Below are 23,677 nucleotides of genomic sequence, written 5' to 3' on the forward strand. Positions count from 1 at the left end.
CTGACAGCTGCTTAAAGTTTTAACCGGTCTCTTCGCGCAGGCAATTGAGTATTCTGCCAAAATAAAGCGTGTGCATATCCCAGTCTGGATAACAATCTTCCAGCACCTCGCTTTTAACAAGCTCCTTATCCATGCTCTGACTGTATTCCAGCGAACATTCATAATGAACATCACAGCCACCGATGAGCGGAGTATGTACCTCATTTCCTGAAAGTTTTTCCAGGTCACATTCAGCGAACTTGTCATAATTGCGGCCGGAACGGGAACCGCAAAACTCAAGCTCCTCCTCCAGGCCGGAAAATGGTATGCTGACGGTGAATTCATCGGCTTTTTCGATCAGTTTAAAAGTGTGACGCGACTCTCTCACCAGAACCAGCAGCATCGGAACCCGCCAGATGATTCCCAGAGAAGCCCAGCCTATGGTCATTGTGTTGAGTTCGCCGCTGTTCTGAACCGTCAGAAAGCCTCCGCTGTCCAGGGCTTCTGTCACCTCAGTCAGATATTCATTGTATTCGATTTCGGTCAGCTGCAATCTCTCACCTCCTTTCCCGCTGCAGATTCTTTCGGCTTTTTCTGCCGGAATTAAAAGCCATCAATCCCGGCAAGAAGCGAGCAGCAGAAATTTTAAATCTCTCAGCTGCCGCCTTCCGTGGATGTTTCAGGTCGGATGACCGCTCCTTTATCAGCCGATTCGGCCAGCGAAGCGTAGGTGGCCAGATAACCACTATCTATTTTGAGGGAGGGACGCTCCCACTCCTCCAGCCGGCGGGAAATCTCCTCATCATCAACATGCAGATGGAGTGAGCGTTCTGGAATATCTATGGTTATTTTGTCGCCTTCCTGCACGGCGGCCAGCGGCCCACCTTCATAGGCCTCGGGAGAGATATGGCCGACAAAACAGCCGTTGTTGGTCCCGGAAAAACGTCCGTCGGTGATCAGAGCTGTCTTTAGAGCCAGCCCCTTACCGTAAAGCAGCTTGAGCGGCTTATACATCTCCCTCATGCCGGGTCCACCTTTAGGCCCTTCGTACTTTATGACCAGCACATCGCCAGATTCTATCTCGTCCCCGCTGATGGCCTGATTGGCCTCCTCTTCAGAGTTGAATACCCTGGCCCGGCCGGTAAATTTATGCATATCAGGATGTATGGCCGAAGGCTTGGAAACGCCGGTGTTGGGGGCGATATTGCCCCGAAGTATCGCCACTCCCCCCTCTCCTTCATGAGGGTTGTCAGGCGTCCGAATCAAATCTTCATTCTCTATTTCCGCTCCCCGAAAATTCTCCTCCACAGTGCAGCCGTTGACGGCGAGAGCATCGCCATCCAGATAATCCTGCAGACTCTTATAAAGTGCCTGAACTCCGCCGGCTCGCTCAAAATCAGGAACATTGTATTCATCGGTCGAGGGATAGATTCTGGCCAGATAGGGAGTTTCACGGCTGTACTTTTCGAATACATCGATAGAGAGGTCGACCCCGGCCTCGCTGGCCAGCGCCATCAGGTGCAGAACGGCATTCGTCGACCCGCCGAAAGCTATAATGGTCCGCACCGCGTTTTTTAAAGATTTCTCGGTGATGATCTCGTCAGAAGTTATGTCCTCTTCCACCTGATCGACGATATTGCGGCCGGTCTTACGGGCCAGCCTCGTCCGCCGGGCCGAGGTCGCCAGCGCTGTCCCGCCGCCGGGCACCGTCATGCCCAGTGCCTCGGCCAGAGCCGACATGGTGTTGGCTGTGCCCAGAAAAGAACAGGAACCGCAGGTGGGGCCGGCTTTATCCTCCAGCTCCCGGTACTCCTCCAGAGTTATCTCGCCGTTTTCTAGCATGCCCAGAGCCTCGGTCAGCGAGGTGATATCCGATGTGCGGCCGTCAAAACACATGCCTCCCTCCATGGGACCTCCGGGCAGCAGGATGGAGGGGATCTCCAGCCGGGCGGCCGCCATCAGCATACCCGGTACGATTTTATCACAGGAACCCAGAAGCACCACCGCATCAAGCCTATGGGCCTGAACCATGAGCTCGACGCTGTTGGCGATCACCTCCCGGGTCGGCAGAATATAATGCATGCCATCATTGCCCTGCGCTATGCCATCACAGGCGGAGATAACTCCGAATTCCAGCGGCGTCCCGCCGGCCTGCCAGATGCCGTCCTTAACCGCTTCTGCCACCCGATCGAGATTATATGAGCCCGGCACCAGCTGATTCCAGCTGTTGGCCACCCCGATCAGGGGACGCTCCAGTGCTTCATCGTCAAATCCCATCGATTTAAAGAGTCCGCGCTGCATCGAATTCTCCGGTATGCTGGTCACTTCATCGCTGCGCCTTTTCATGCTATCACTCCTCTGTTATTGAAATCCTATTCAAACCCCTGAAATTTCAAACCTGTTCCCGGCTGAGGCCGACCAGACGCATGACATTTTCAGCCGTGTCGGCCAGAAGTTTTTCAGCCCGGACGCCTATCGATTCGAGGCTGTCCGGTCTGTCTATGATAGAAAAAATCGCCTCCAGACCGTACTCGTAATTCTTCCTGTATCCCTCCCCCAGCGATCCGGCTATACAGATCACAGGCCGCCCGGGTCTGTCTTCCTTCGCCGTCTCGGTGACATGTCTGGGAGCTTTATCATGTACGGTCTGACTGTCTATCTGACCCTCACCGGTGATCACCAGCTCTGCGCTCTCCAGATATTTTTTCAGCTCATTGGCTTCGCTCACAATCTCAGCACCCAGCCTCATTTCAGCCTCCAGCACACAGGAAAATCCTGCCCCCAATCCGCCGGCCGCTCCGGCTCCGGATACCTGCTGAGCGTCGATTCCAAACTCCTCCTTAAAAATTCTCTCGTTAAATTTTTTCATGTTCTCATCTATTTCTTCCACCATTTCAGGGATGGCCCCTTTCTGGGGGCCGTAAACCCGGGCGGCTCCCTCAGGTCCGTAAAGAGGATTGGAGACATCGCAGGCAACTTCTATCTTTGTTCCGGCAAGCCTTTCATCGACGTTTCCGGTCTTTACTTCGACTATTTTGCCCAGCTCGCCGCCGCCAAATTCTGCTTCTTCGCCGCTCTCGGTCTTAAACTCATAACCCAGAGCCTGCAGCATACCCACCCCGGCATCCATGGTGGCGCTGCCGCCAATGCCGACGATAATATGTTCAGCACCTCTGTCCAGAGCCGCGGCAATGAGCTCGCCGGTGCCATAAGTGGTAGTTCGCCCGGGATCGACGCTTTCGACATCGACGTAGGTTATTCCGGACGCGGCCGCCATCTCTATAACCGCACGACCATCGCCCAGGTCGCCAAAATGGGCTTTTACCCGTTCTCCGGTCGGACCGGTAACTTCTCTGTGAACGATTTCGCCCTGATGGGCATCGACCAGAGCCTGTACGGTGCCTTCGCCGCCATCAGCCATCGGAACTTCTATACATTCTGCTTCGGGCTCGACCCGGTTTATGCCCTCACTGACAGCCCGGGCGGCCTCGAGAGCTGTTAGACTTCCTTTAAAAGAATCGGGAGCAATCACAATTTTCACCTGTTATCATCTCCTCTGTGATAGTGATCTTTCACGATATCTATCAACTGATAAGAAGAAGGGGCTCTAATTTGTAATATTTTTAATTTTTTATGATTTATAAATCAAGTTCAACTTTAATTCAATTCAATTTCCGGGGCCTCATCTGCTATTCTCTTCTCTAAAAGTTCCGTTTTCTCATCATCGCAGATAAAATAATCCAGACTGCTCAGATGACACACCCTGTGCACCGATTTCTTTCTGTATTTGGTATGATCAGCCAGCAGAAAAGATCTGTCCGCCGAATCTATCATCTTTCTTTTGAGAGCTGCTTTTTCGGGCGTGGGAGTGGTGAGATCAAAATCCTCCGTCAGAGAAGAAGTGCCGATAAAGGCTAAATCGACGTAAAATTCATCAAAAAATTTCTCGGCATGAGGTCCGATGGCCGAACCCACTTCCGTCTGTATCAATCCTCCGGCAAAGTAGAGAGTTATGTTGGCAAAGCTGAAAAGCTCCCCCGCTATATTGAGATCATTTGTTATTACCGTCAGCTCCTGGCTGAACTTTATATTTTGCGCCAGAGCTAAAGTGGTTGTGCCGGCGTCCAGAATGAGAGTTTGACCGGAGGCTATGAAATCCCGGGCTTTATCGGCTATCTGCCTTTTTTTATCCATATTGCGGATGCGTTTTCTGGGAAAAGGCGTCTCGCTCCGGCTGACTGCCCCTCCCCTGGTCCGGAGTATCTCATTTTTATCCTCCAGATACTCCAGATCTCTCCTTATGGTCATCTCGGAAACCTGAAATTCTTCGGCCAGCTCTTTGACTCTGACCCTGCCATCCGTTTTTAATTTCTCCAGAATACTCTTTCGCCTGTTCGTTTTGCCCATAATATCACCCCGGACTGAAATATCATGTTTTCTGCAAAAACAATATATGTTTATTATAAAAATTTTTAATTTTACTGTCAAGTGCTCATACTTTAACTGCTTAAAAAGTTTGAGATTGAAGAGGATTTACTTTTCCGGATTTTCTGGCAGGCACATCCAGCTTCAATCACGAATAATAAAGCAAAGGAGGAGATTATGATATTTGACGACGAAGAAGCTGAAGAATATGATGATTGGTACGAGACCGAACTGGGGGCTTTTGCTGATAAAGTAGAAACCCGGCTGGCTTTTTCTCTCTTCGAACCTGAGGCCGGCAGCAGAGTGCTCGATGCTGGCTGCGGCACGGGGAATTTCAGCATAAAATTAGCCCGCCGCGGTCTGAGCGTGGTCGGCGTCGATGTTTCCGCGTCCATGCTCGAAAAAGCCCGGAATAAAGTTGAAAGACTGGATGAAGATCTGGATATCGAATTCGCCAGGATGGACGCAATCGATCTGGAGTTTCCGGCGGAAAGTTTCGATCATGCTATTTCCATGGCGGCTGTGGAGTTCATTGAGGACGACAGCAAGGAAAAGTTCGTGCGGGAACTGCTGAAAACGGTCAAGCCCGGCGGTGAAGTTTTGATCGGCACGATCAATAAAAATTCCGCCTGGGGAGAGGCCTACAGAGAAAGAGCTCAAAAGCGGGATTCAATTTTCTCCGAGGCTCATTTCACCTCGCCCGAAGAACTCAATGAAATAGAAAAAGAGCTTCTTCAGGAAAGCAGGGAATGCCTTTTCATCCCTCCTGATGCCGAAAGCCAGGAGATCTCTTTAGAGCGCGAAAACGAACTGGCCAAAAGAGAAGTCAGAGGAGGCTTTTTCTGTTCGCTCTGGCAAAAACCCGGCTGTTGAAAACCATGATGGAAGTTTCCGAAAAAATTGAAAAATACCTCCCCCTGCTCTAAAATTTATGGTATAATTAAGTTGAGGGAAGTTGTCGGGGGAGGTGCCTCCGAACTTCCTTTGCAGCACAGCTATTACGACCTTACCACCCCGGGAAATAACTGCCCCCTTTTCCCGGGAACTTTTTTGTCCTCAGAATAACCCTGAGCTCGTTTGTAAATTCTTAAACCTGTCGACGGAAATTATGGGCCGGAAATTATGGTCACTTCGGATAACTTTTTGATCTCCGCGGGCTCGACCTCATAAATCCTATCCAGCAGAGCCCGGCGGAACGAGGCCGGACTGCTCTCTTCTTCTGCAGCCAAATCAGCCGCGGCCGCAAATGCAGCAGCCCCGGTAAGAGCTGTTCTGAGATTTGAATTTTCTCTCTGTCGGTTCTTTTCTCTTTCACTCTGGATTTTTTGAGCAGCTGCCATTGCCCCCAGCGTGCCGGCCAGCATACAGCCTGTTCCCACTATCCTTCCCAGAAGGGGACTGCCGGCCTCCAGCCGGCATATGTAATCCTCATCAACTGCCAGATCCATACCCCCCGTGACCAGTACAGCGCAGCTGAATTCTTCCGCCAGAGAAAGGGCACTTTTTTCCAGCTCCTGATGTTCGCCCAGAGATTCAACCCCTCTTACCCGGGCTTTCCTGCCGGCCAGAGTACTTATCTCGCCCGCATTTCCCTTGATTATATCCGGGTGATGGGTCTGTAAAAGCTCTCGCACAAAATCCGTTCTATAGGAGGTAGATCCGACTCCTACAGGATCAAGAACTATCGGAATATCTTCTGCGGCCGCGCTTTCGGCAGCCCGGTGCATGCCGGCACAGGTATTCTCATCTATCGTGCCGGTATTGAGAACCAGCGCTTCAGCCGAGGCGGCCATCTCACCGCTTTCCTGAGGGGAGTGAGCCATTACAGGCAGAGCTCCCCAGAGTCTGATCACCTCGGCCACATCTGCCACCGTCACATAATTGGTTATAGCGTGTACCAGCGGATTCTCAACTTCCAAAATTTTCAGCAGTTTTTCGGCGATGATATTCGAACCACCTTCAGCTGACATCGGCTTCATCCCCTTTCCCGGCCCTGTTAATCCTATCGATCATCTCTTCAGCCGTCTTTTTCACATCATCAGCCTGGTTGAGAGCACTTATCACGGCCGCTCCTGTGGCCCCAGCCCGGACGACCTCCCCGACATTATCGGGGGCTATTCCGCCAATAGCCATTACCGGCAGATCGGTGAGCTGAACTGCTCTTTTGAGTTTTTTCAGGCCTACCGCCTGCCTCTCTGCATCCAGGCGCTTGGATTTCGTGGAAAAGACAGAGCCAAATCCTATATAGTCCACTATCTCCTCATTCAGCTTCTTTACCTGTTCCGGACTGGAAGCAGAAACCCCGATGATTTTATCCGGGCCGAGCAATTTTCTGGCCTCCTGATAGGGCAGATCCTGCTGGCCTAGATGCACGCCGTCAGCTTCCAGCGCCATAGCCAGATCGACCCTGTCATTGATTACCAGAGCGGCCCCCTGCTCCCGGGTGATCTTTCGCAGCTTCTGACCCAGCTGATAACGACTGCGCAGATTCAGATCCTTCTCCCGCAGCTGAACCATACGCACCCCGCCGGCCAGAGACTTTTTCACCACGTCGACGCTGGTATACTCAGGAGCCAGAACCGATTCCGTGATCAAATAAAGATCCCGGTCGGCAATCGAGCTCATATTTTATCCACCTCCTCACCTGCAGCCAGATGGTTGACTGGATCGATACCCGCGCCCAGTTCAAAACCTGTTCTGATAGCGCTGGTGATAAATTCTTTGGACTTCGCCACCGCTTTTTCCAGCTCCAGTCCCCGGGCCAGATAGGCAGCTATGGCGGCAGAATAGGTGCAGCCTGTTCCGTGAGTGTTGTTAGAAGGCAGCCTGGGAGCGGAAAATACCCCGGTTTTTTCTCCATCAAAAAGAAGGTCAAAAGCCTCATCTCCTCCCAGATGGCCGCCTTTGACCAGCACCGCCCCCGGCCCCATCTCAAAAAGTCCCCGGGCCAGTTCTGCCAGCAGATCCCGTTCTTCCCGGGCGGTCAGTTTATCCGGCGAAAATTCTTTTTTCGCTTTTTTCTGGCCGTACAAAAGTACTCTGGCCTCCTGCAGATTGGGTGTTATGACCGCTGCCTGCGGCAGAAGTTTCTGGCGGACTGTTTCCACCGCCTCCTCTGCCAGCAGCAGATCTCCGCTGGTGGCCACCATGACCGGATCGACCACCAGATCGAATTGATCATACTCACTCAATTTATCGGCCACAACCTCCACTATATCCGCATCGGCCAGCATGCCTGTCTTACCGGCTTTTGGGTTCAGGTCGGAAAAAACCGAATCCAGCTGCTCCTTTACAAATTCTGGAGAAAGAGATCTGACAGCCTGCACTCCCAGCGTGTTCTGGGCGGTGACCGCAGTTATCACCGACATGCCATAAGTATTGAGTACTGTCATTGTCTTAAGATCGGCCTGAATTCCGGCCCCGCCGCCTGAGTCAGACCCGGCAATGGTCAGGATTCTGGGTGGATCTTTCTTCAATCCGGATGTTTCAGCCATGAATATCTCCTCCCTTTGATTTTACCGGTTAAAAAACCTGAAATCATTATGCACATTTAAAAACGGGGACACAGCCCTGTAAACCCGTGCAGGTGGGCTATGTCCCCGTGATTTTCACCGTCCGGCTGATGATCTCAGAAGCCGGGACATAACTTCCCTGCGCAGGCATTATCCTGTTCAGGTTCGAGGGGATCGGGTAAATTCCCGTCTCAGCCGTCAGATCATCCGGCTCCCCCAGTCATGCTCAAATATAAAATTTATTTGCTTTTCAGCGATTCAAATAACGTCCAGAATCCGTTTGGGAGTTTCAATCAGCTCATCGGCCAGCTCTTCCAGATCTTCCCGGGTTCCCACTCCGCATAAAACCCCGACTACCAGACCGGCTCCGGCCCGGCGGCCGGTTTTTAGATCGGTGGGAGTATCTCCGACCATCGCGACCTCTGAACATTCCAGAGACGTCTCAGAACAGAAATTCTCCAGAACAGCCGGATCGGGCTTGTCAGGGATCTCATCATCGCCGCAGGCTATATATTCAAAATAATCGGTAATATCCAGCTCTTTCATTATGGTCAGAGTTGAAGGTCTGGTATCAGCTGTGGCCAGTCCCAGCCGATAACCGCGCTCCTTCAGTTTGAAAAAAAGCTCATGCAGATCGGCTGTTTCGCGCAGGTTTTCAGTATAATCTACCTCATCGACGCTGTTTTCCATTATCCCGTAAATTCTATCCTCCAGCTCTATTCTGGACCATCCGACCTGAAAATCCTGCTCCAGCAGATAATCAGTAAGCTGCCGGGCCGATCGGTCAACCGTGGCCTGGGCAAGATTGCCGTCGGGATCGATATAGCTTTCATCGGTCTCTATACCGAAAATGTCCATAATCCCTGCTTCCAGCCGCTCGTATTCAGACGCGCCGGGCTCTACCGGGGTGAATTCAGCTATGATTTTTTCGGCGGTCTTTTCCACCATGGGCAGCCAGAGGGTATAAAAATCTATTATGGTACCATCTTTATCGAAGACTATTCCCTTGATGTCGGACAAAGCAAAAACCTCCTGTAGACAAATACTGAAGTTTAAACCGAAAAGATTCCGGAAAATGCTCAGAAGTCAGTCCTGTTCCTCCTGTGCGGCCAGCATATCCGACAGCTTCTGACCGCCCACACCTACCATATCCGGCGTGCGCTCTTCCAGATAAACAACAAAATTATCCTCATCTATGCCGGTAACCTCGCTTCCAACCTCGGTAAGCCCTTCGATGGCCTCCTGTTTTTGTTCCTCGTCCAGCTCAGGGCAGTAAAAATGAATAGTTGGCATATTTTTAGCCTCCTTATCGCTGTTTTTATCAGGAGCGCTTCTCCGGTTCTTTTACCTGCTTTTTTACCCACTTCTATTACCCACTTCTAAAAGCTGCCAGGCTGACCTGCCTGCGGTGGGTATTATATAAATTTTAGGTAAAATTTGCAAGCTGACATCCTGATCTATCGCCCTCCGGCTTGTTCCAGCAAAAAATCAGCAAAAAATTCAGGTCGATCAGTCCTTATGCCAGAGTTTTTGTTTGCTGGTCGAAACAGCGAATAAACCTTCATCCACGAGCTCCTGAACTTCATCCTTTGTTCGTATCAGCCCTCCGCCAATTACGGGACAGGATTTTTTGACGCTTTCGATGAAGTAGGGAGCGGCTATCCCCGGTAAAATTTCTACCGCGTCAGGTCTGTTGCTATTTAACATATCCCGGCCGCTTTTGATAGCTGCCGAATCAAGCAAAAACAGCCTCTGCACGGCCATAAGATCTTTTTCCCGGGCCGCCCTGATCACGTTGCCCCGGGTGGAGACCAGACCATCGCAGAGCTCTTTTTCGGCCAGATAATCAACAGCCTGCCTGTCATTGGCCAATCCCTTGACCAGATCGAGATGAATAAAAACAAGCTGATCGTTTTCTTTAATGCGCCGGACCATCTCCGGTATATTTATAAGATCGGCCTCGAGCAAAAATATAATGATCACATCGCTATTTAAAGCTCTTTTTAAAGCCTGCTCTCCCCGCACGCCTGCTATCACGGGGTGATCCTCCAGATAATTACTGAGATGCTGCATGCTATCTCCTCCCGCTTTGCTCGAGCAAAATTTATTCTCCGGTCAACTCCTCGCGCAGTGAAAGGGCAGCCTCCGCCTCATCGGTGATGATCATATCGACACCCAGCTCGATCAATTTTTCGATGCGGTCATGGTCATTGGTTCCGTAAGCAGCGACTTTCAGCCCGTTGCGGTGAGCACCGGACAGCATTTTTTCGGTCACCGTTCTGTGCATAGGGATAAGATGGTCGGCACCGAGCTGACGCGCATAATCCCAGGGCCTGTAAAGCCGGGAATAGTATAAGATGCCCTTTTTAATATCAGGAGCTATCTCATGTAGATTATGGATGGTATAGTGATTGAAGCTGGTAACCAGGGTTTTCTCTTCCAATCCCCGGGCCGCCAGAGCTTGAACCAGCTTCTTTTCTTGCTCAAGATCATCGCCGTCGCGCTGTTTTAGCTCAATATTGATCATGTCCATATTTTCCACCACGGCCAGAGTCTCTTCCAGAGTGGGGATATATTGTTCGCCGTTTTCAGTGCTGCCCGTTTCCAGCTTGATCTTTTTTAGCTCGCTCAGGCTGTAATCGCTCACATAACCGCTGCCTTTAGTATGATTGTCGATCTTTTGATCATGGAAAACGACCAGCTCGTTATCTTCTGTAAACTGCACATCCAGCTCTACTCCATCTCCATCGCCTTTAGCCGCCTGCTCAAAGGCCAGAATTGTATTGGCCGGTGCATTGTTCTCATCGCCCCTGTGATAAATTATCTTTGAACTCATTTTTATTGTGAAACCTCCATTATCGTTATGATTAACTTCTTAAAGCTCTGTAAACTCAAACTCACAAAAAAATTTTGATTTTCCCTGTCTTCGGCCGGTAAATAGGCATGATAGTGATCTTATGCGATATCTATCAACTGATAAGAAGAAACAAAGTTTTTCAGCCGTCAGGTCGCGAATCTCTATGATAAAGTGCTGCCGCTCCCAGAAGAAAAAGGGCGCATAGAATATAAAGGCGCTGCACCGGCAGTCCCAGTCCGACCAGGTTAAGAGCCAGCGGCCCCAGGGCAGCTCCTACATCACCAGCAGTAGTCAGCCCCGCCATCCGGCTGCGCAGGCTGTAACCCGTAAATTTACCAGTGTTGACATACAGCAGAACCACCAGCAGACTGGTCAGCAAAAAAATAGCGCCGGGCAGTAACAGCACAACCAATGGTATATCGACCAGGGCAAAGATAAACAGCAGAATACCCTGTGCGATCAGAGCTATTTTCAGCAGTGCCCGGGAGTCGAGAATATCGCTGAGATAACCCATAAACGGGCTGAAAACTATATCAAAAAGATAGCGGGAAGATAGCACCATGCCGCTGACAGCAGCAATACTCACAGTCCAGACTAATATACCGATTTCATCGCCATAAAGCTGGTTCAGATAAAAACCGTAGCTGGAATTTATCACACCTCTGGCGGTAAAATGTACGGCCAGACCGGCTGCCAGCAGGGCAGCGAAGGATGGATCGCGAATGAGGTTTAAAAGAGAGGTCAGACCACTTTTTTCCGGGACCACCACCTCACCCTTTTCTTCATCATTTACTTCACCACCATAAAAGCGAAAGTAAAAATAGAGCAGCAGTGCCGCACCTACCACGCTGACAGCTCCCAGCAGGTAAGCAGCCAGAGTAAAATTAAAACCACCGGCCAGAAAACCGCCTAAAATCATTCCGGCCAGGCCGCCAGTTCGGGTCACCGATTGAAATAGACCTGAAAGCCTGCCCTCTTTACTTTTATTTTCCTCAGGCTTTGAACTCTCCTGCGAAGACCGGCTATCGGATTCATCTTCCGAAAAAATGTCGACAAGAATTTTTAATCTCATCAGAGAATAACTGATTCCCCAGATAAGTCTCATCGCCAGAAGATACAAAAATCCCTGATGAAAGCCGTACAGCACTGTGGTAGCCGTGCCGGCCACAACCGCCCCGGCAAAAGGTATCTCAGTTCCGAAGCGCCGGAATATTGAGGCAGCCCAGAAGTTAGAACCAAATCTGATAATCCGGTTGATGCTGAGTAAAATTCCTACCTGGCCCACAGAAAGACCTATAATGCCGGCCTGAGCAGGCAGGACAGCATACAGCATCGAATCTCCGAGCAGTGAAAAAGCAAGAATAACAAACAAAATCAATTTATCCGGGTGGCGGCGGCAGATATTTTTAAATTCCTGCACCTGACTTCACCGTCCTCACGGACCGATAAGTCCCAGCTTCTTGAGGTATTCAGCCGAAGCTGAGGCCGGTTTTAAGCCTGTCACCTCAGTAATCAGCGATCCTGAGAAGCTCAGATCGGCCAGGAACGATAAAAACTCCTCATAATCGATCAGACCCTGCTCCAGCGGCCGGTGGTCCTGCATCTGGCAGGTTTTAGGGCGGTCCGGCAGCCTTTCACCCGCTTTTATGTTGTGAATGTGCAGAGAAGCTATCCGCCTCTGATGCTGCTGAAAATAATGTTTAATATTTTCATCCCTGATGAATTCGTGGCCGACATCATAGGTCAGAGAAGTATCATGACGCCTGCTCAGCTCGAGCAGACGATCCGGGTCCGTTTTTACCAGATTCTCCAGGCAGAGCCGGCGACTTTTATCAAGATCGGCGGTTATCCCGGCTATACTTCTGGAAGCTGCTTCCATAACACGCTTAAGAAAACTCTGCCTGACGCTGATGTCGGAAACCAGCCCCTGCGCCCTTTCTTCCATATTCTGAAAGACATGCAGCACCAGCTGTTCGGGTTCAGCCGGTTCAGCTATGGCTATACTCCGCCTTATGGCCTCTAGAGCACCTTTCCTGACTCTTTTATCGGGATTGTCGATATCGGTCCACCAGAAAGGCAGGTGCAGGGAAAAACTGATATCATTCTCCTGCCGGTAGCCGGCCAGCCGGGAAAATAATTCTTCCCGGTCAGCTTTTGACATTGTATGGCGCAGAGTATCGCTTAAAATCTCGACCTGTTCAAAACCCAGCTCGATCATATTTTCCAGGCCGGCCAGATAATCGGCCGGCTCAAGCCTGTATTCCTCGCCGCCTTCCCGGCGCAGTCTATCGAATGTAAAACAGTCGTTAACTCCCATCCTTGCTTCCAGTTCTTTTAGCATATCAAAATCACCATCTACTTTCCAGATAGCTGTGAAATCTCCTGGCGCTGCGAAGAGCCTATCTTTTATTTGTTGGGTTCGATAAGTCCTTTAACGAAATAACGCTGCAAACCTAAAATAACTACCAGCGGAGGCACCATGGCCGAAACCACATAGGGCATAATCAAAGTCCAGTCCGGCAGCTGACCGCCTCCTGGAATCAGCCCTTCTATTCCGAGCTGAACCACCCTCATCTCAGAACTGGTCGTTATCAAAAGCGGCCAGAGATACTGATTCCAGGTCCAGATGAAGAGGATGACAAAAAGAGCTGCGGCATTGGTTTTGATGAGGGGCAGGAGAACGTGAAAGAAAAATTGAAGCGGCCCGCCTCCATCAATAACAGTGGCTTCAGCCAGCTCGTTGGGTATTGTCTTGAATATCTGCCGGAACAAAAATGTTCCGGTTGCCGAAGCTATCATCGGCAGTATCAAACCCTGATAGGTGTCAATCATTCCCAGCGATGATACCACCTCATAAGTTGACATCAGCCTGACCGGAACCGGCATCATAAGAGTAAAAAGAGTCAGGAAGAATACCGGAGCCGCCAGCTTGAAATCGAAAAACACGATGGCATAAGCCGTCATCAGCGATATTATCAATTTCCCGAAGGTCACAGACAGAGAGAATACTGTACTGTTGAAAAGAGCCCGGGGAAGATCAGTCCCATGCCATACTCTGTAAAAATTGGTCACCAGCTGATCACCGGGGGTGAAGGTCGGCGGCCTCTCATAAACTTCAACTCTCTCTGAACTGCTGACGATAAAAGAGTAATAAACCGGAAAAATTATGACAATCAACAGCAATATCAAAAGAATATGAACAAATATATTGCTCTCAATTATGGCATTAAGTCTATCAAGCATAATAGACTCCCCTCTGCGCGTATTTAAATTGCAGATAGACCAGACCAACTGCTATTACAAACATAATCACCGACTGAGCTGCGGAAAAGCCCGGCATCAGATGGGTAACTCCGTCGCGATAGGCTGAATAAACCATGACGTTGGTAGCCCCGCCGGGACCTCCTTTGGTGACAGTATGAACCAGGCCAAAAATCTGATAGAAGGCATAAATTAAATTCATGGTGAAGAGAAAGAAGGTGGTCGGGGAGATAAGCGGAAAAATTATTTTGCGAAAACGTCCTATAGCCCCCGCACCGTCTATCGAAGCAGCCTCGAGCAAATTCTGGGGGATATTCTGCAGCCCGGCCAGATAAAAAGCAATATTGTAGCCCAAATTTCTCCAGATAGCGGCAATTATAAGCAGAATTAGAGCATGAGATCCCCGTTCCAGCCAGTTTAGATAAAGAGGTGAGATGTAGGTTAACACACCATAGGAGGGATGAAATAAAAACATCCAGATAGCGCCCACAACGGCCGGAGAGAGTGCGTAAGGCCAGATGAGAGCGGTACGGTAAAATGACAGGCCTTTTATTTTGCGGTTGAGCAGAAGACTTATCATAAGCCCCAGAGCCAGACCTATAAAAGTGACCGCCAGGGTAAATATCAGGGTGACAATGATGGTCTGCTGATATTCCGTTGAAGTTAGAAGATCGATATAATTTTCCAGGCCCACAAATACGCGACCATGACCAAAAGCATCGCTCATATAAGTACTCATTCGAAAGGATTCAAAGGTGGGAAAGACGATAAAAATAAGGACCACTACTACCTGAGGTAAGACCAGAAGGTAAGGCAAGATTTGATTGGGAAATTTAAATTTATCCCGATCCATTCAATATTCCTCCTCAACAGAGTTTAAAAGAACTAGCCCCTGGCTGATGTAAATCTCTCAGCCAGGGGAAGTGACAGTTTAACCTATAATCTCAAAATTCATTTACTGCTGAGCTCGTTCGTAACGCTCTAACACTCGATTGCCTCTTCTGACCATATTCTCTGCTGTCTCCTGAGCCGTTTGATCGCCGGCAAAGAAGTTTTCCAGCTCTTCCAGATTAATATCTCTTATTTCGGTGTAATTGCCCAGACGCAGGCCGCTGAATTCGTCATAGGTTGTAGACTGCTCGATAGCAGTTTCAAATTGAGGATTCTCTTCAAACCAGCCCTCTTCTTCCAGCATTTCAACTGCTTCGTAAGTTACAGGCAGATAACCGGTATTTCTGTGCCACCAGGCCTGATTTTCGGGCTGGGAGATGAAATTGAGCATATCGGACATAGCTGCAAATTCCTCTTCGCTGTGACCGTCATAAGCCCAGATGGTTCCGCCTCCGATTAGGGCATTGCCTACTTCGTATTCTCCGCCCATATGAGGGAGCATGGCTGTACCGACTTCGAAGTCGGCGTCTTCCATAAAGCCTGCCAGCGTCGCGGTCGACTGCATATACATGCCTACCTGTTCTCCCAGAAAGACCGGATCAGGATCGCCCTCACGTCCTTCATAGGTGAATATATCTTCTTCATTCCACTCGCCCAGCTGCTCCAATAGTTCAATGCCAAAATCTTCATCCCAGTAAAGTTCAGTTGCAAGACCTTCCATGCCGTTGGCCTGATTGGCTATGGGCTGATCGTGCCAGGTGTGCATATTCTCCAGCAGCACCCAGGAAGGCCAGGCTGTGGAAAAGCCAGCTTCGGCGTCGGTGTTCTCTATGATCTGCCGGCTGTATTCCTCCACCTCGGCAAAAGTTTCAGGAGGATCTTCCGGATCCAGACCGGCTTCTTCGAACATATCTTTGTTGTAATACATAATGGGGTTTGATGAGTTAAAGGGCAGCGAATAAAGATTGCCGTCGACTGAATAGTATTCGGTGACCGGACCGATAAATTCCTCCGGGTCAATATCGATCAGTTCATAAACCGGGTTGATGGCTCCGCTATCAAGCATGGTCATGGTGCCGACTTCATAAACCTGTGTCAGATATGGAGGGGAACCGCCTCGATAGGAAGCAATGGCAGTGGTCAGTGCTTCAGCATATGATCCCCGATGGACTTTATCAACATAAACCTCAGGATGTTCCGCCATAAAGTCATCGATTAGCTCTTCAGTTCGCTCGCGCAGATCTCCGCCCAGAGCATACCAGAAGTCTATCTCGACTTCTGCAGCCTCTACTGTTGATTCGGCCGTCATATCGTCCAGCTGCACACCGGAAAAGACCAGCATCAGAGCCAGACCAAGAGCAATTGAAATTTTAAATATGTTTCTCATCACTTAAATACCCCCATTAATTTTAAATATTGATGCCAATTTCAAAAAGCCACTATTTGATGAATTATGATCGGATTGACGGCTTAAAGAAGTTTTTATCCCCCCTTATGCCGCTGTTATTTTAGGACCTTCTTGTATTCAGTTGATTAAAAGGTGTGTAAAAAACCTCGTTTAGTTGTAGTGTAAGATATAAAGCTTCGTTCACAATGACACAATGAAATTTTCCCCGGTTTAAGTTTAGTTTTCGGCCTAAAAATTGCGCTTCCTTCGCAAATTCGCAAAAGCTTATCCCTGAGCACACGCTCAGCCCGGCACATCCTGAGCCGGGGACACTATTTTTTGGCCATGGACTTAACCTGAGTTTGGAAAAATTTCGAGCATCACTTTGCTTTATATCTTCCAGCCATTATTTTCATGATAGTGATCTTATACGATATCCATCAACTGAAAACAACTGAAAACAAGAAGATCCCAAAAAGTAAAAGACATAAAAAATGAAGCAGCCAGGCCCATTCCTCATCAAAATTGACATACCGGTGGTGAAGTATGAGCGACTGCGGAGTTATCTCTTGAGTTCTCTAACTCTCAGCTTTATAATATAAATTTTTGCAATTTTAATTATACCTAATGCTTTTCAAGCTGTCAAATTCATTTTGGGCCTGCAATTCATATAATTTACAACTAAGTATAAACATGATAATGTAAAAGAAAAGAATTGGATTCGGTCAGAACGATTTAGGGAGGGATGAGCGTGGAGGCGGTCAGGCTGAGAAATGTGAGATTTTCTTACGAAGAGGAGAAAGCAGTTAGAGATGTAAACTTAAAACTGGAAAAAGGAGATTTTGCCGCCTTCATCGGACCCAATGGTTCGGGCAAAAGCACCGTCATCAAAATGTTGATGGGCGCGCTGGAACCGGATGAAGGCCGGGTTGAAGTCCTGGAAAAGGATGTAACCCGACTCAGAGACTGGACAGATATAGGTTACATCTCTCAGGAAGTAAGGGAGTTCAATCAGAGCTTTCCGGCCACCGTCAGAGAAATAGTTGGCAGCAATCTATATAATGAGATGGGATTTTTTCGCTTTCTCAACGACCGGCTGGAAGAAAAAATCCATCGGGCTCTGAAACTCGTCGATATGGAAAATTTCAGGGGCCGGCGCATCGGCAACCTTTCCGGCGGCCAGCAGCAGAGGGTATTTATCGCCCGCATGATGGTCAACGATCCCGAACTGATTCTGCTGGATGAACCTCTTTCCGGTGTGGATATCAAAACCCAGGATGAGTTTTACCGTATAATAGGCGATATAAATTCCGAGCTGAATAAGACAGTCATAATGGTTTCCCACGATGTAAACGTTATCAGCAGCCATGCCAACTACGTGGTCTGCTTTGAGAATGGGCGGGCTCATCTGCACAGATCCGACGAATTTAATTATGACAGCTATCTGGATGAAATTCGGGATTCCAGCCTGCAAATCGTACCCGATCATGATCACTAAAAGCAGAAAAAGCGCCAAAAATCTTTCGGCAGAAATTAAGGCTCCGGGAGGATGACAGGATGAATTTTATCACAGAAATACTTGCCTTCAGTTTCATGCGCCGGGCTCTTCTGGCCGGCAATCTGATCGGCATAATAGCGCCGCTGGTAGGAGTATTCTTAAATCTACGCCGGCTGTCGCTGCTGGGCCACACCCTATCACATGTGGCACTGGCCGGAGTAGCTCTGGGCATATATCTGGGCGTATATCCTATTTATACCGCCATCATTATTTCCATCATCGCCGCTCTGGCGGTGGAAAAACTGCGGCGGGATTATCAAAATTATGCCGAACTCGCCCTGGCGGTGGTGCTGGCCACCGGTCTGGGGCTGGCTGTGATTCTTATCTCGGCGGCCGAACAGACTGCCGGTATACATAGTTATCTCTTCGGCAGTATCTCGCTTGTGGCCAGTCGAGATATCTATACCATAATTCCTCTTTTCTTCCTCATCCTGGCTGTTATAGCCCGATATTACTACGGTTTCTTCTATCTGGCTTTCGATGAAGAGGAAGCCCGGCTGGCCGGAGTTCCAGTGGGCTTTCTGAATACAGTGTTTATGATTATAGTCTCGATTACGGTGGCGCTGTCGATCCGGATAGTCGGCGCCCTGCTCATCTCCTCGCTCATAACAATACCCGTAGCAACCGGCATGCTAATCGGCAGCAGTTTCCAGCGGACGGTGATCATCAGCATCGCAGCCGGTATAATCTCCGTCAATCTGGGATTGATTTTCTCTTTCCAGCTCGATATTGCTCCCGGCGGAACCATAATTCTGGTCAGCGTTATGCTGCTGGCAGCAGTTTTGAGCTGGCAGCGCCTGCAGGAATAAATCATTGCAGTCGGGAATTAAATATCAAGCATCAGAATAATGATGAGCCTGAAAAATAATTTTTGAAGGGAGTATCAGCAAATTATGCGAGCAGATAGAAGATCTTTATCCGTTCTAATTCTAATCTTAATGCTGGCTCTGACCATCACCGCAGGCACTATCCAGGCGCGTGAAGCCAGAGAAGGCGGCGAACTAACCATCGCCATGGGAGCAGATCCGGAAGCCATGGACCCGATCGAAGCTTCATCAGCACCGGCTTCGATGGCCATGCTGCATACCATGGAATCGCTTTTCAGTATGACACCCGAAGGTGAGATTGAGCCGCTGCTTGCTGAAGGTTATGAAGTCTCTGAAGATGGGCTGGAGTACGATATTTATATCCGGGAAGGCATCGAATTCCATGACGGCTCCTATTTCGATGCCGAAGCTGTAAAGTTCAATCTGGAGCGCTTTCTGGACGAAGAAGCCCCTTTTTCTTTTTTAATCGACGAGGTCACCGAAATCGAGATCGTCGACGATTATACCGTCAGACTCCACACCGAGGAGCCCTTCGCCCCACTCATCAATCATCTTTCGCACGAGCTGGTGGCCATGGCCAGCCCGTCGGCGGTGGAGGAATACGGTGAGGATTTTGCCGTCAATCCTGTCGGTACCGGAGCATTCGAGTTTGTAGAGTGGACCCGCGGCGATAAAATAGTCATGGAGCGCAACGAGAATTACTGGGGCGAAAACGCCTATCTCGATCGCCTCAACTTCAGTATTGTTCCCGAAGACTCCACCCGGGTCGTGCAGGTAGAAACCGGAGAGACCGACGCCGCCATGTTCGTACCGCCCCGGGAACAGTCTCGTCTGGATGAGGTGGACGAGGTGAATACAGTGCAGGCTACCAGTCTCCGAACGATTTACACCGGCTTCAATATCGAGGTAGAACCTTACGATGATGTAAGGGTCAGAAAAGCTCTCAACTATGCTGTCGACAACGACGCTATTGTCGAACAGATTCTGGAGGGAGCCGGCCGACCTTCGGACGCACCTATTTCCCCCGATATATTCGGTCATTCAGGCCAGGAAAAATATGAATACGATCCAGATCGAGCTCGGGAACTGCTGGCTGAAGCCGGATACGAGGACGGTTTTGAAACAACCTTCCATCACCCTGTCGGCCGCTATATGATGGATGATACAATAGCTCAGGCCATACAAAGTCAACTGGACGATGTCGGAGTCGAAGCTGAGCTTATCACCATGGAATGGGCAACCTATCTGGAAACCCTGCAGGTCGCCCCGGAGGAGGCCGAGCACGAGCTTTATATGATGGGCTGGGGTGCTGTCACCGGTGATGCCGATTATGGGCTCTATCCCATGTTTCACAGTTCACAGATGGCTCCTTACGGCTGGGATCTTTCCTATCTCGACCATCCCGAAGTTGATGAGCTGCTCGAAAAAGCCAGACTCAATCCTGAGCCCGAACTGCGCGAGGAGTTTTACGCCGATGCCATTGAAATCATCTGGGATGAAGTTCCCTGGCTCTTTCTGCACAGCGAAGTGCAGATCAATGCCGTACGCGAAGGTGTAGAAGGGCTGGTACATCATCCCCGCGAAAATATTATAGCTATAGATGCCTATCTGAGCGAGTGACTTCAGAAAATTATCCCGGGAACAGGGCGGCCGCAGCCAGCAACTTTTCTATCATTTCCCGATTTCAGGGTGGTTGAGGCCGGCTTCCGGCCGCCTCTTTTTTTTTAGCGGAGGAGGATTTTTGAGCTGAATATCAAATTTATTAAGTGGAGGCAATTAATTAAGTTGAGGTAGTTTTATGCTGCTGTCTCCATTGCTTTTTTATCCTTTGTGATAATCATGATTATCCCGCCCGCTTCATGGGGCAAAGGGGGTGGTACCAAAATAACAGTCAGAAAAAACGGAAGCTTTTAAATGACTGAAATTGCTGTAAACCGGAAAAAAACAAATAAAAAAACAACCAACAGTAGGGGAAAGGATGAGTAATTTTTATGAGCACCAGAAATCCTCAAAGTGACTATCCCGTCAAGAACGGGTTCAGTGTGGATATGTTTTCCGATGCGGAAATAAGACAGATACACAACGCCACTCTGGAAACTTTGACGGAGATGGGTATGCACATCACCAATGACGAAGCTCTTGACATTTTTGCCGATGCCGGCGCTGATGTCGATAGAGACAGCGGAAGGGTCAAGATTCCACCTTATATGATAGATGACGCGCTGCGCTCGGCGCCGCCGGAAGTGCTTTTAGCCGGCCGCGATCCGGAAAACGACGTTGTGGTTGGAGACAGCCGGGTTAACTTCACCACCTTCGGAGCCGGCGTTCACATCATCGATCACGAGACGGGGGAGTTTCGCGACACTACCAAGCAGGATGTGGCCGATACAGCCCTTCTGGCCGATTATCTCGATCAGGTCGATGTCTACTCACATGCTGTCACCGGTGGTGATTGCCCCAGTGACAATGTAGACCTGCATGAAGCCGAAGCCTTTTTGAACAACACCAGCAAACACTGCATGCATATAGATCTTACCTGCGGCGAAAATGCCAAAAAGTATTTCGAGATGGGAGCAGCCATCGTAGGCGGCATGGATGAGCTTCGGGATAGACCGATAATCTCTGCTCTTGTCTGTCCTCAAAGTCCTTACGAACTGCATGGAGATGCAGCTCAGATCATAATAGAATGCGCACGAGCTGGTGTTCCGGTCAACGTTCTATCGATGGCCATGGGTGGTGCGACTTCACCTATAACTCTGGCAGGAACACTGGTCGATCACAACGCCGAGGTGCTCACCGGTATCACCCTGGCTCAACTTGTCAACCGGGGAGCGCCGGTACTTTACGGCAGTTCGACCACCGCTTTTGATGTCAAAGAATCGACCTCGCCCGTAGGCAATCCCGAGCTGGGCATGATCAATGCCAGCGTGGCTCGACTTGCCCGCTATTATAACCTGCCCAGTTACACGGCCGGCGGTTAGGCGGACTCCAAAAAGTCCGATGCTCAGGCCGGTCATGAGAAGACTATCTCTGCCATGCTGCCAGCCATGGCGGGCTCCAACATGCTGTACGGTATGGGCATGCTGGAGATGGGCCAAACCTTCAGCCACACTCAACTAGTCCTGGACGCCGAAATCGCCAAGATGGTGAGAAGAGTCGTGCAGGGCATAGATGTAAATGACGATACTCTGGCTGTAAAAGAAATCAAGGATGTCGGACCGGGAGGTAACTTCCTGACCCAGCAGCACACCATCGATTACATGCACGAGGAACAGGCCCGGGCTGACATCTTCGATAGACAGATGCGGGAAAACTGGGAAAAATCCGGTTCTCCCCTCGCCCGAGAAAAAGCCGAGGAAAGAGTTAAAGAGATCTTTTCCTCGCACGAACCCGAACCTCTCGATGATGATGTAGCTCAAAAGCTTGAGGAGATCGTCGCAAGCGCCGCCGGTGAGGAGGATTAATTAACTCCTCCCTGCGAACTCAGTCAGACTGAAGGAATTATCAGAGATTGAAGCTGGCAGCCGGCCGAGGGGGCGCAGAGCCGTCTCCGAAGCCGGCTTTATTAATCTCATTTTTAAATCAGGGAGGGTTGATCGGAAAGATCACACAGGCTCTAACCCTGTGCAGCCGGGTGTAACTCCCGGACCCTCCTCCAAAAATTTATATTTTTTTGCCCACCCCGGCCAAAAATTCCGCTTTAGAAACAAACAGAGAGGAGGCCGATTATGGCAGCGGAATACCGCTTTCGCAAACGCGAAAATCTATATAAACTCATAAAAGAAATTAAACTCTGGCCCTCACGCAGCGGCAGGCTGCACGGTATTAAAGAGCTGGAAAAGCAGGGCAATTTTATCGAGCTAAAATTATACTGCGGCGAGAATTTTCGTGTGAAGAACTCAAAAAACAGCCGGGCTGCCCGCTGGCTGCGCAATAAAATGATGGTCGAAGCCTGCCCCGGATGTAAGGTGCCGGAGTGGAAGCTGGAAAAATACGCCAGCACTTCTTTTGGTTGATCGAATATCGAATGAGGAAAATGCTCCTCTGCTCAAACCTATAAAACCGATTAAATTTCATCAGAAAGGTCAGGTGAAACCGGCAGCAATGAAGCTTACCGATACTCAGCAGCAGCGAATCCGCGAGCTTGACATTTTCGGAGAATACCAGCAGGATTTGAAAAAAGATTTTTCTTCCTCCGCAGCTCGCGATGAATTTTACCGTCAGACCGAGCAGGAACTGGCCCGGAAAAATCGCCGGCAGCTGGAGGAATTCAACCAGGAAAAATTGATTCCGGAGCTGCGCAGACTGGAGATGGATATGAGAAATACTTTGACCTCTCTGGGGTTTAGCGAGGTAACCACCCCCCTCCGCCTGGCCCGAGGCCGTCTGGAAAAGATGGGCATCGATGAAAATCATCCCCTCTGGAATCAGATCTACTGGCTGGAGGGAAAAGAAAACTGCCTGAGACCCATGCATGCCCCCAATCTTTACAGCCTTTTAGGACGGCTGACCGGAACAGTAGAAAAACCGATCAGCATCTTTGAGGTAGGCCCCTGCTTTCGCCGCGAATCCAGCGGGCGCCGTCATCTGGCTGAATTTACCATGCTCAATCTGGTCGAGCTGGGACCTGAAGGCGATGCTGAAGCTCGGCTGGAAGATATAACCCATCACATCGTCGAAGAGCTCGAACTCGATTGCGATCTCCGCTCTGAAAATTCCCGGGTCTATGGCCAGACTCTGGATGTGGAGATAAACGGCATGGAGGTAGCTTCGGGCGCCACCGGACCGCACGAGCTGGACAGCGCCTGGAATATTTCCGACAGCTGGGCCGGCATCGGCTTCGGTCTGGAGAGAATTATAATGGCCGATAGAGGCCTGGGCAATATCAAACGGACCGGGCGCAGTCTTATCTATCAGGATGGAGCCAGATTAAACGTTTGACACCCCGGGTTCACTATTATTCCCCGATATTACCATTAT

At 49.7% G+C, this 23,677-nt stretch carries 22 protein-coding genes, 1 pseudogene and 1 riboswitch; of the genes and pseudogenes, 7 read left to right on the plus strand and 16 right to left on the minus strand.

The window, feature by feature from the left end:
* Positions 1-19 precede the first annotated feature (19 nt).
* From BLT15_RS00675 to BLT15_RS00690, 4 genes are all read right to left on the minus strand, one after another.
* On the minus strand, positions 20-532 hold the full coding sequence (locus BLT15_RS00675; protein WP_234985446.1) for a flavin reductase family protein: 513 nt from the start codon (positions 530-532) through the stop codon (positions 20-22).
* Between the two features lie 101 nt (positions 533-633).
* A complete protein-coding gene (gene ilvD, locus BLT15_RS00680; protein ID WP_089757666.1) occupies positions 634-2,325 on the minus strand; it encodes a dihydroxy-acid dehydratase in 1,692 nt (563 codons plus the stop codon).
* A gap of 46 nt (positions 2,326-2,371) precedes the next feature.
* Positions 2,372-3,520: a glycerate kinase gene (locus BLT15_RS00685; RefSeq protein ID WP_089757667.1), complete on the minus strand. Its 1,149-nt coding sequence runs from the start codon at positions 3,518-3,520 to the stop codon at positions 2,372-2,374.
* Positions 3,521-3,636: 116 nt separating this feature from the next.
* Positions 3,637-4,386, minus strand: coding sequence for a DeoR/GlpR family DNA-binding transcription regulator (locus BLT15_RS00690; protein WP_143422983.1), 750 nt, complete (start codon positions 4,384-4,386; stop codon positions 3,637-3,639).
* 195 nt (positions 4,387-4,581) lie between these two features.
* Here BLT15_RS00690 and BLT15_RS00695 point away from each other — a divergent pair, with 195 nt between their 5' ends.
* Positions 4,582-5,277 carry a class I SAM-dependent methyltransferase gene (locus tag BLT15_RS00695; RefSeq protein ID WP_089757671.1) on the plus strand — a complete coding sequence of 232 codons (696 nt, stop codon included), beginning with the start codon at positions 4,582-4,584 and terminating at the stop codon, positions 5,275-5,277.
* Positions 5,278-5,510: 233 nt separating this feature from the next.
* On the opposite strand, the gene thiM is transcribed toward BLT15_RS00695, so the two are convergent.
* The 12 genes from thiM to BLT15_RS00755 all read right to left on the minus strand — a co-directional run bounded on the left by thiM (position 5,511) and on the right by BLT15_RS00755 (position 16,312).
* A complete protein-coding gene (gene thiM / locus BLT15_RS00700; protein ID WP_089757672.1) occupies positions 5,511-6,383 on the minus strand; it encodes a hydroxyethylthiazole kinase in 873 nt (290 codons plus the stop codon).
* Positions 6,364-7,029 (minus strand): thiamine phosphate synthase, encoded by a 666-nt coding sequence (thiE, locus tag BLT15_RS00705; protein ID WP_089757674.1) that lies wholly within the window; start codon positions 7,027-7,029, stop codon positions 6,364-6,366. The genes thiM and thiE overlap by 20 nt, the downstream gene beginning before the upstream one ends.
* Positions 7,026-7,898 carry a bifunctional hydroxymethylpyrimidine kinase/phosphomethylpyrimidine kinase gene (thiD, locus tag BLT15_RS00710; RefSeq protein ID WP_089757677.1) on the minus strand — a complete coding sequence of 291 codons (873 nt, stop codon included), beginning with the start codon at positions 7,896-7,898 and terminating at the stop codon, positions 7,026-7,028. Before thiD ends, thiE begins: the two co-directional genes overlap by 4 nt.
* A gap of 137 nt (positions 7,899-8,035) precedes the next feature.
* Positions 8,036-8,144, minus strand: a riboswitch (TPP riboswitch).
* Positions 8,145-8,174: 30 nt separating this feature from the next.
* Positions 8,175-8,936: an HAD family hydrolase gene (locus BLT15_RS00715; RefSeq protein ID WP_159429746.1), complete on the minus strand. Its 762-nt coding sequence runs from the start codon at positions 8,934-8,936 to the stop codon at positions 8,175-8,177.
* Between the two features lie 66 nt (positions 8,937-9,002).
* Positions 9,003-9,209 (minus strand): tautomerase family protein, encoded by a 207-nt coding sequence (locus BLT15_RS00720; protein WP_089757681.1) that lies wholly within the window; start codon positions 9,207-9,209, stop codon positions 9,003-9,005.
* A 216-nt stretch (positions 9,210-9,425) separates the two neighbouring features.
* Entirely contained in the window at positions 9,426-9,989 is a 564-nt protein-coding gene (locus tag BLT15_RS00725) for a glycerol-3-phosphate responsive antiterminator (RefSeq protein ID WP_089757683.1), read from the minus strand.
* A 31-nt stretch (positions 9,990-10,020) separates the two neighbouring features.
* Positions 10,021-10,752: a glycerophosphodiester phosphodiesterase gene (locus BLT15_RS00730; RefSeq protein ID WP_089757684.1), complete on the minus strand. Its 732-nt coding sequence runs from the start codon at positions 10,750-10,752 to the stop codon at positions 10,021-10,023.
* A gap of 160 nt (positions 10,753-10,912) precedes the next feature.
* Positions 10,913-12,193: an MFS transporter gene (locus tag BLT15_RS00735; RefSeq protein ID WP_089757686.1), complete on the minus strand. Its 1,281-nt coding sequence runs from the start codon at positions 12,191-12,193 to the stop codon at positions 10,913-10,915.
* A gap of 15 nt (positions 12,194-12,208) precedes the next feature.
* A complete protein-coding gene (cbiR, locus tag BLT15_RS00740; protein WP_089757688.1) occupies positions 12,209-13,114 on the minus strand; it encodes a cobamide remodeling phosphodiesterase CbiR in 906 nt (301 codons plus the stop codon).
* A 65-nt stretch (positions 13,115-13,179) separates the two neighbouring features.
* Positions 13,180-14,016, minus strand: coding sequence for an ABC transporter permease subunit (locus tag BLT15_RS00745; protein WP_089757690.1), 837 nt, complete (start codon positions 14,014-14,016; stop codon positions 13,180-13,182).
* Positions 14,009-14,887: a carbohydrate ABC transporter permease gene (locus BLT15_RS00750; RefSeq protein ID WP_089757692.1), complete on the minus strand. Its 879-nt coding sequence runs from the start codon at positions 14,885-14,887 to the stop codon at positions 14,009-14,011. Before BLT15_RS00750 ends, BLT15_RS00745 begins: the two co-directional genes overlap by 8 nt.
* Before the next feature lie 102 nt (positions 14,888-14,989).
* Complete coding sequence (locus tag BLT15_RS00755) at positions 14,990-16,312, minus strand: extracellular solute-binding protein (protein WP_089757695.1); 1,323 nt, start codon at positions 16,310-16,312, stop codon at positions 14,990-14,992.
* Between the two features lie 745 nt (positions 16,313-17,057).
* Here BLT15_RS00755 and BLT15_RS00760 point away from each other — a divergent pair.
* The 6 genes and pseudogenes from BLT15_RS00760 to pylSc all read left to right on the plus strand — a co-directional run bounded on the left by BLT15_RS00760 (position 17,058) and on the right by pylSc (position 23,638).
* Positions 17,058-17,810 carry a metal ABC transporter ATP-binding protein gene (locus BLT15_RS00760; protein ID WP_200769654.1) on the plus strand — a complete coding sequence of 251 codons (753 nt, stop codon included), beginning with the start codon at positions 17,058-17,060 and terminating at the stop codon, positions 17,808-17,810.
* Positions 17,811-17,869: 59 nt separating this feature from the next.
* Entirely contained in the window at positions 17,870-18,679 is an 810-nt protein-coding gene (locus tag BLT15_RS00765; RefSeq protein WP_234985447.1) for a metal ABC transporter permease, read from the plus strand.
* 84 nt (positions 18,680-18,763) lie between these two features.
* On the plus strand, positions 18,764-20,317 hold the full coding sequence (locus BLT15_RS00770; RefSeq protein ID WP_089757699.1) for a glutathione ABC transporter substrate-binding protein: 1,554 nt from the start codon (positions 18,764-18,766) through the stop codon (positions 20,315-20,317).
* A 371-nt stretch (positions 20,318-20,688) separates the two neighbouring features.
* A pseudogene (mttB, locus tag BLT15_RS13475) lies at positions 20,689-22,161 on the plus strand ([trimethylamine--corrinoid protein] Co-methyltransferase).
* Between the two features lie 264 nt (positions 22,162-22,425).
* Positions 22,426-22,713, plus strand: coding sequence for a pyrrolysine--tRNA(Pyl) ligase small subunit (gene pylSn / locus BLT15_RS00785; RefSeq protein ID WP_089757705.1), 288 nt, complete (start codon positions 22,426-22,428; stop codon positions 22,711-22,713).
* A complete protein-coding gene (gene pylSc, locus BLT15_RS00790; protein ID WP_089757707.1) occupies positions 22,706-23,638 on the plus strand; it encodes a pyrrolysine--tRNA(Pyl) ligase large subunit in 933 nt (310 codons plus the stop codon). Before pylSn ends, pylSc begins: the two co-directional genes overlap by 8 nt.
* Positions 23,639-23,677 lie beyond the last annotated feature (39 nt).

Origin of the sequence: Halarsenatibacter silvermanii (genome assembly GCF_900103135.1) — a bacterium.
GTDB classification, from domain to species: Bacteria; Bacillota; Halanaerobiia; order Halanaerobiales; family Halarsenatibacteraceae; genus Halarsenatibacter; species Halarsenatibacter silvermanii.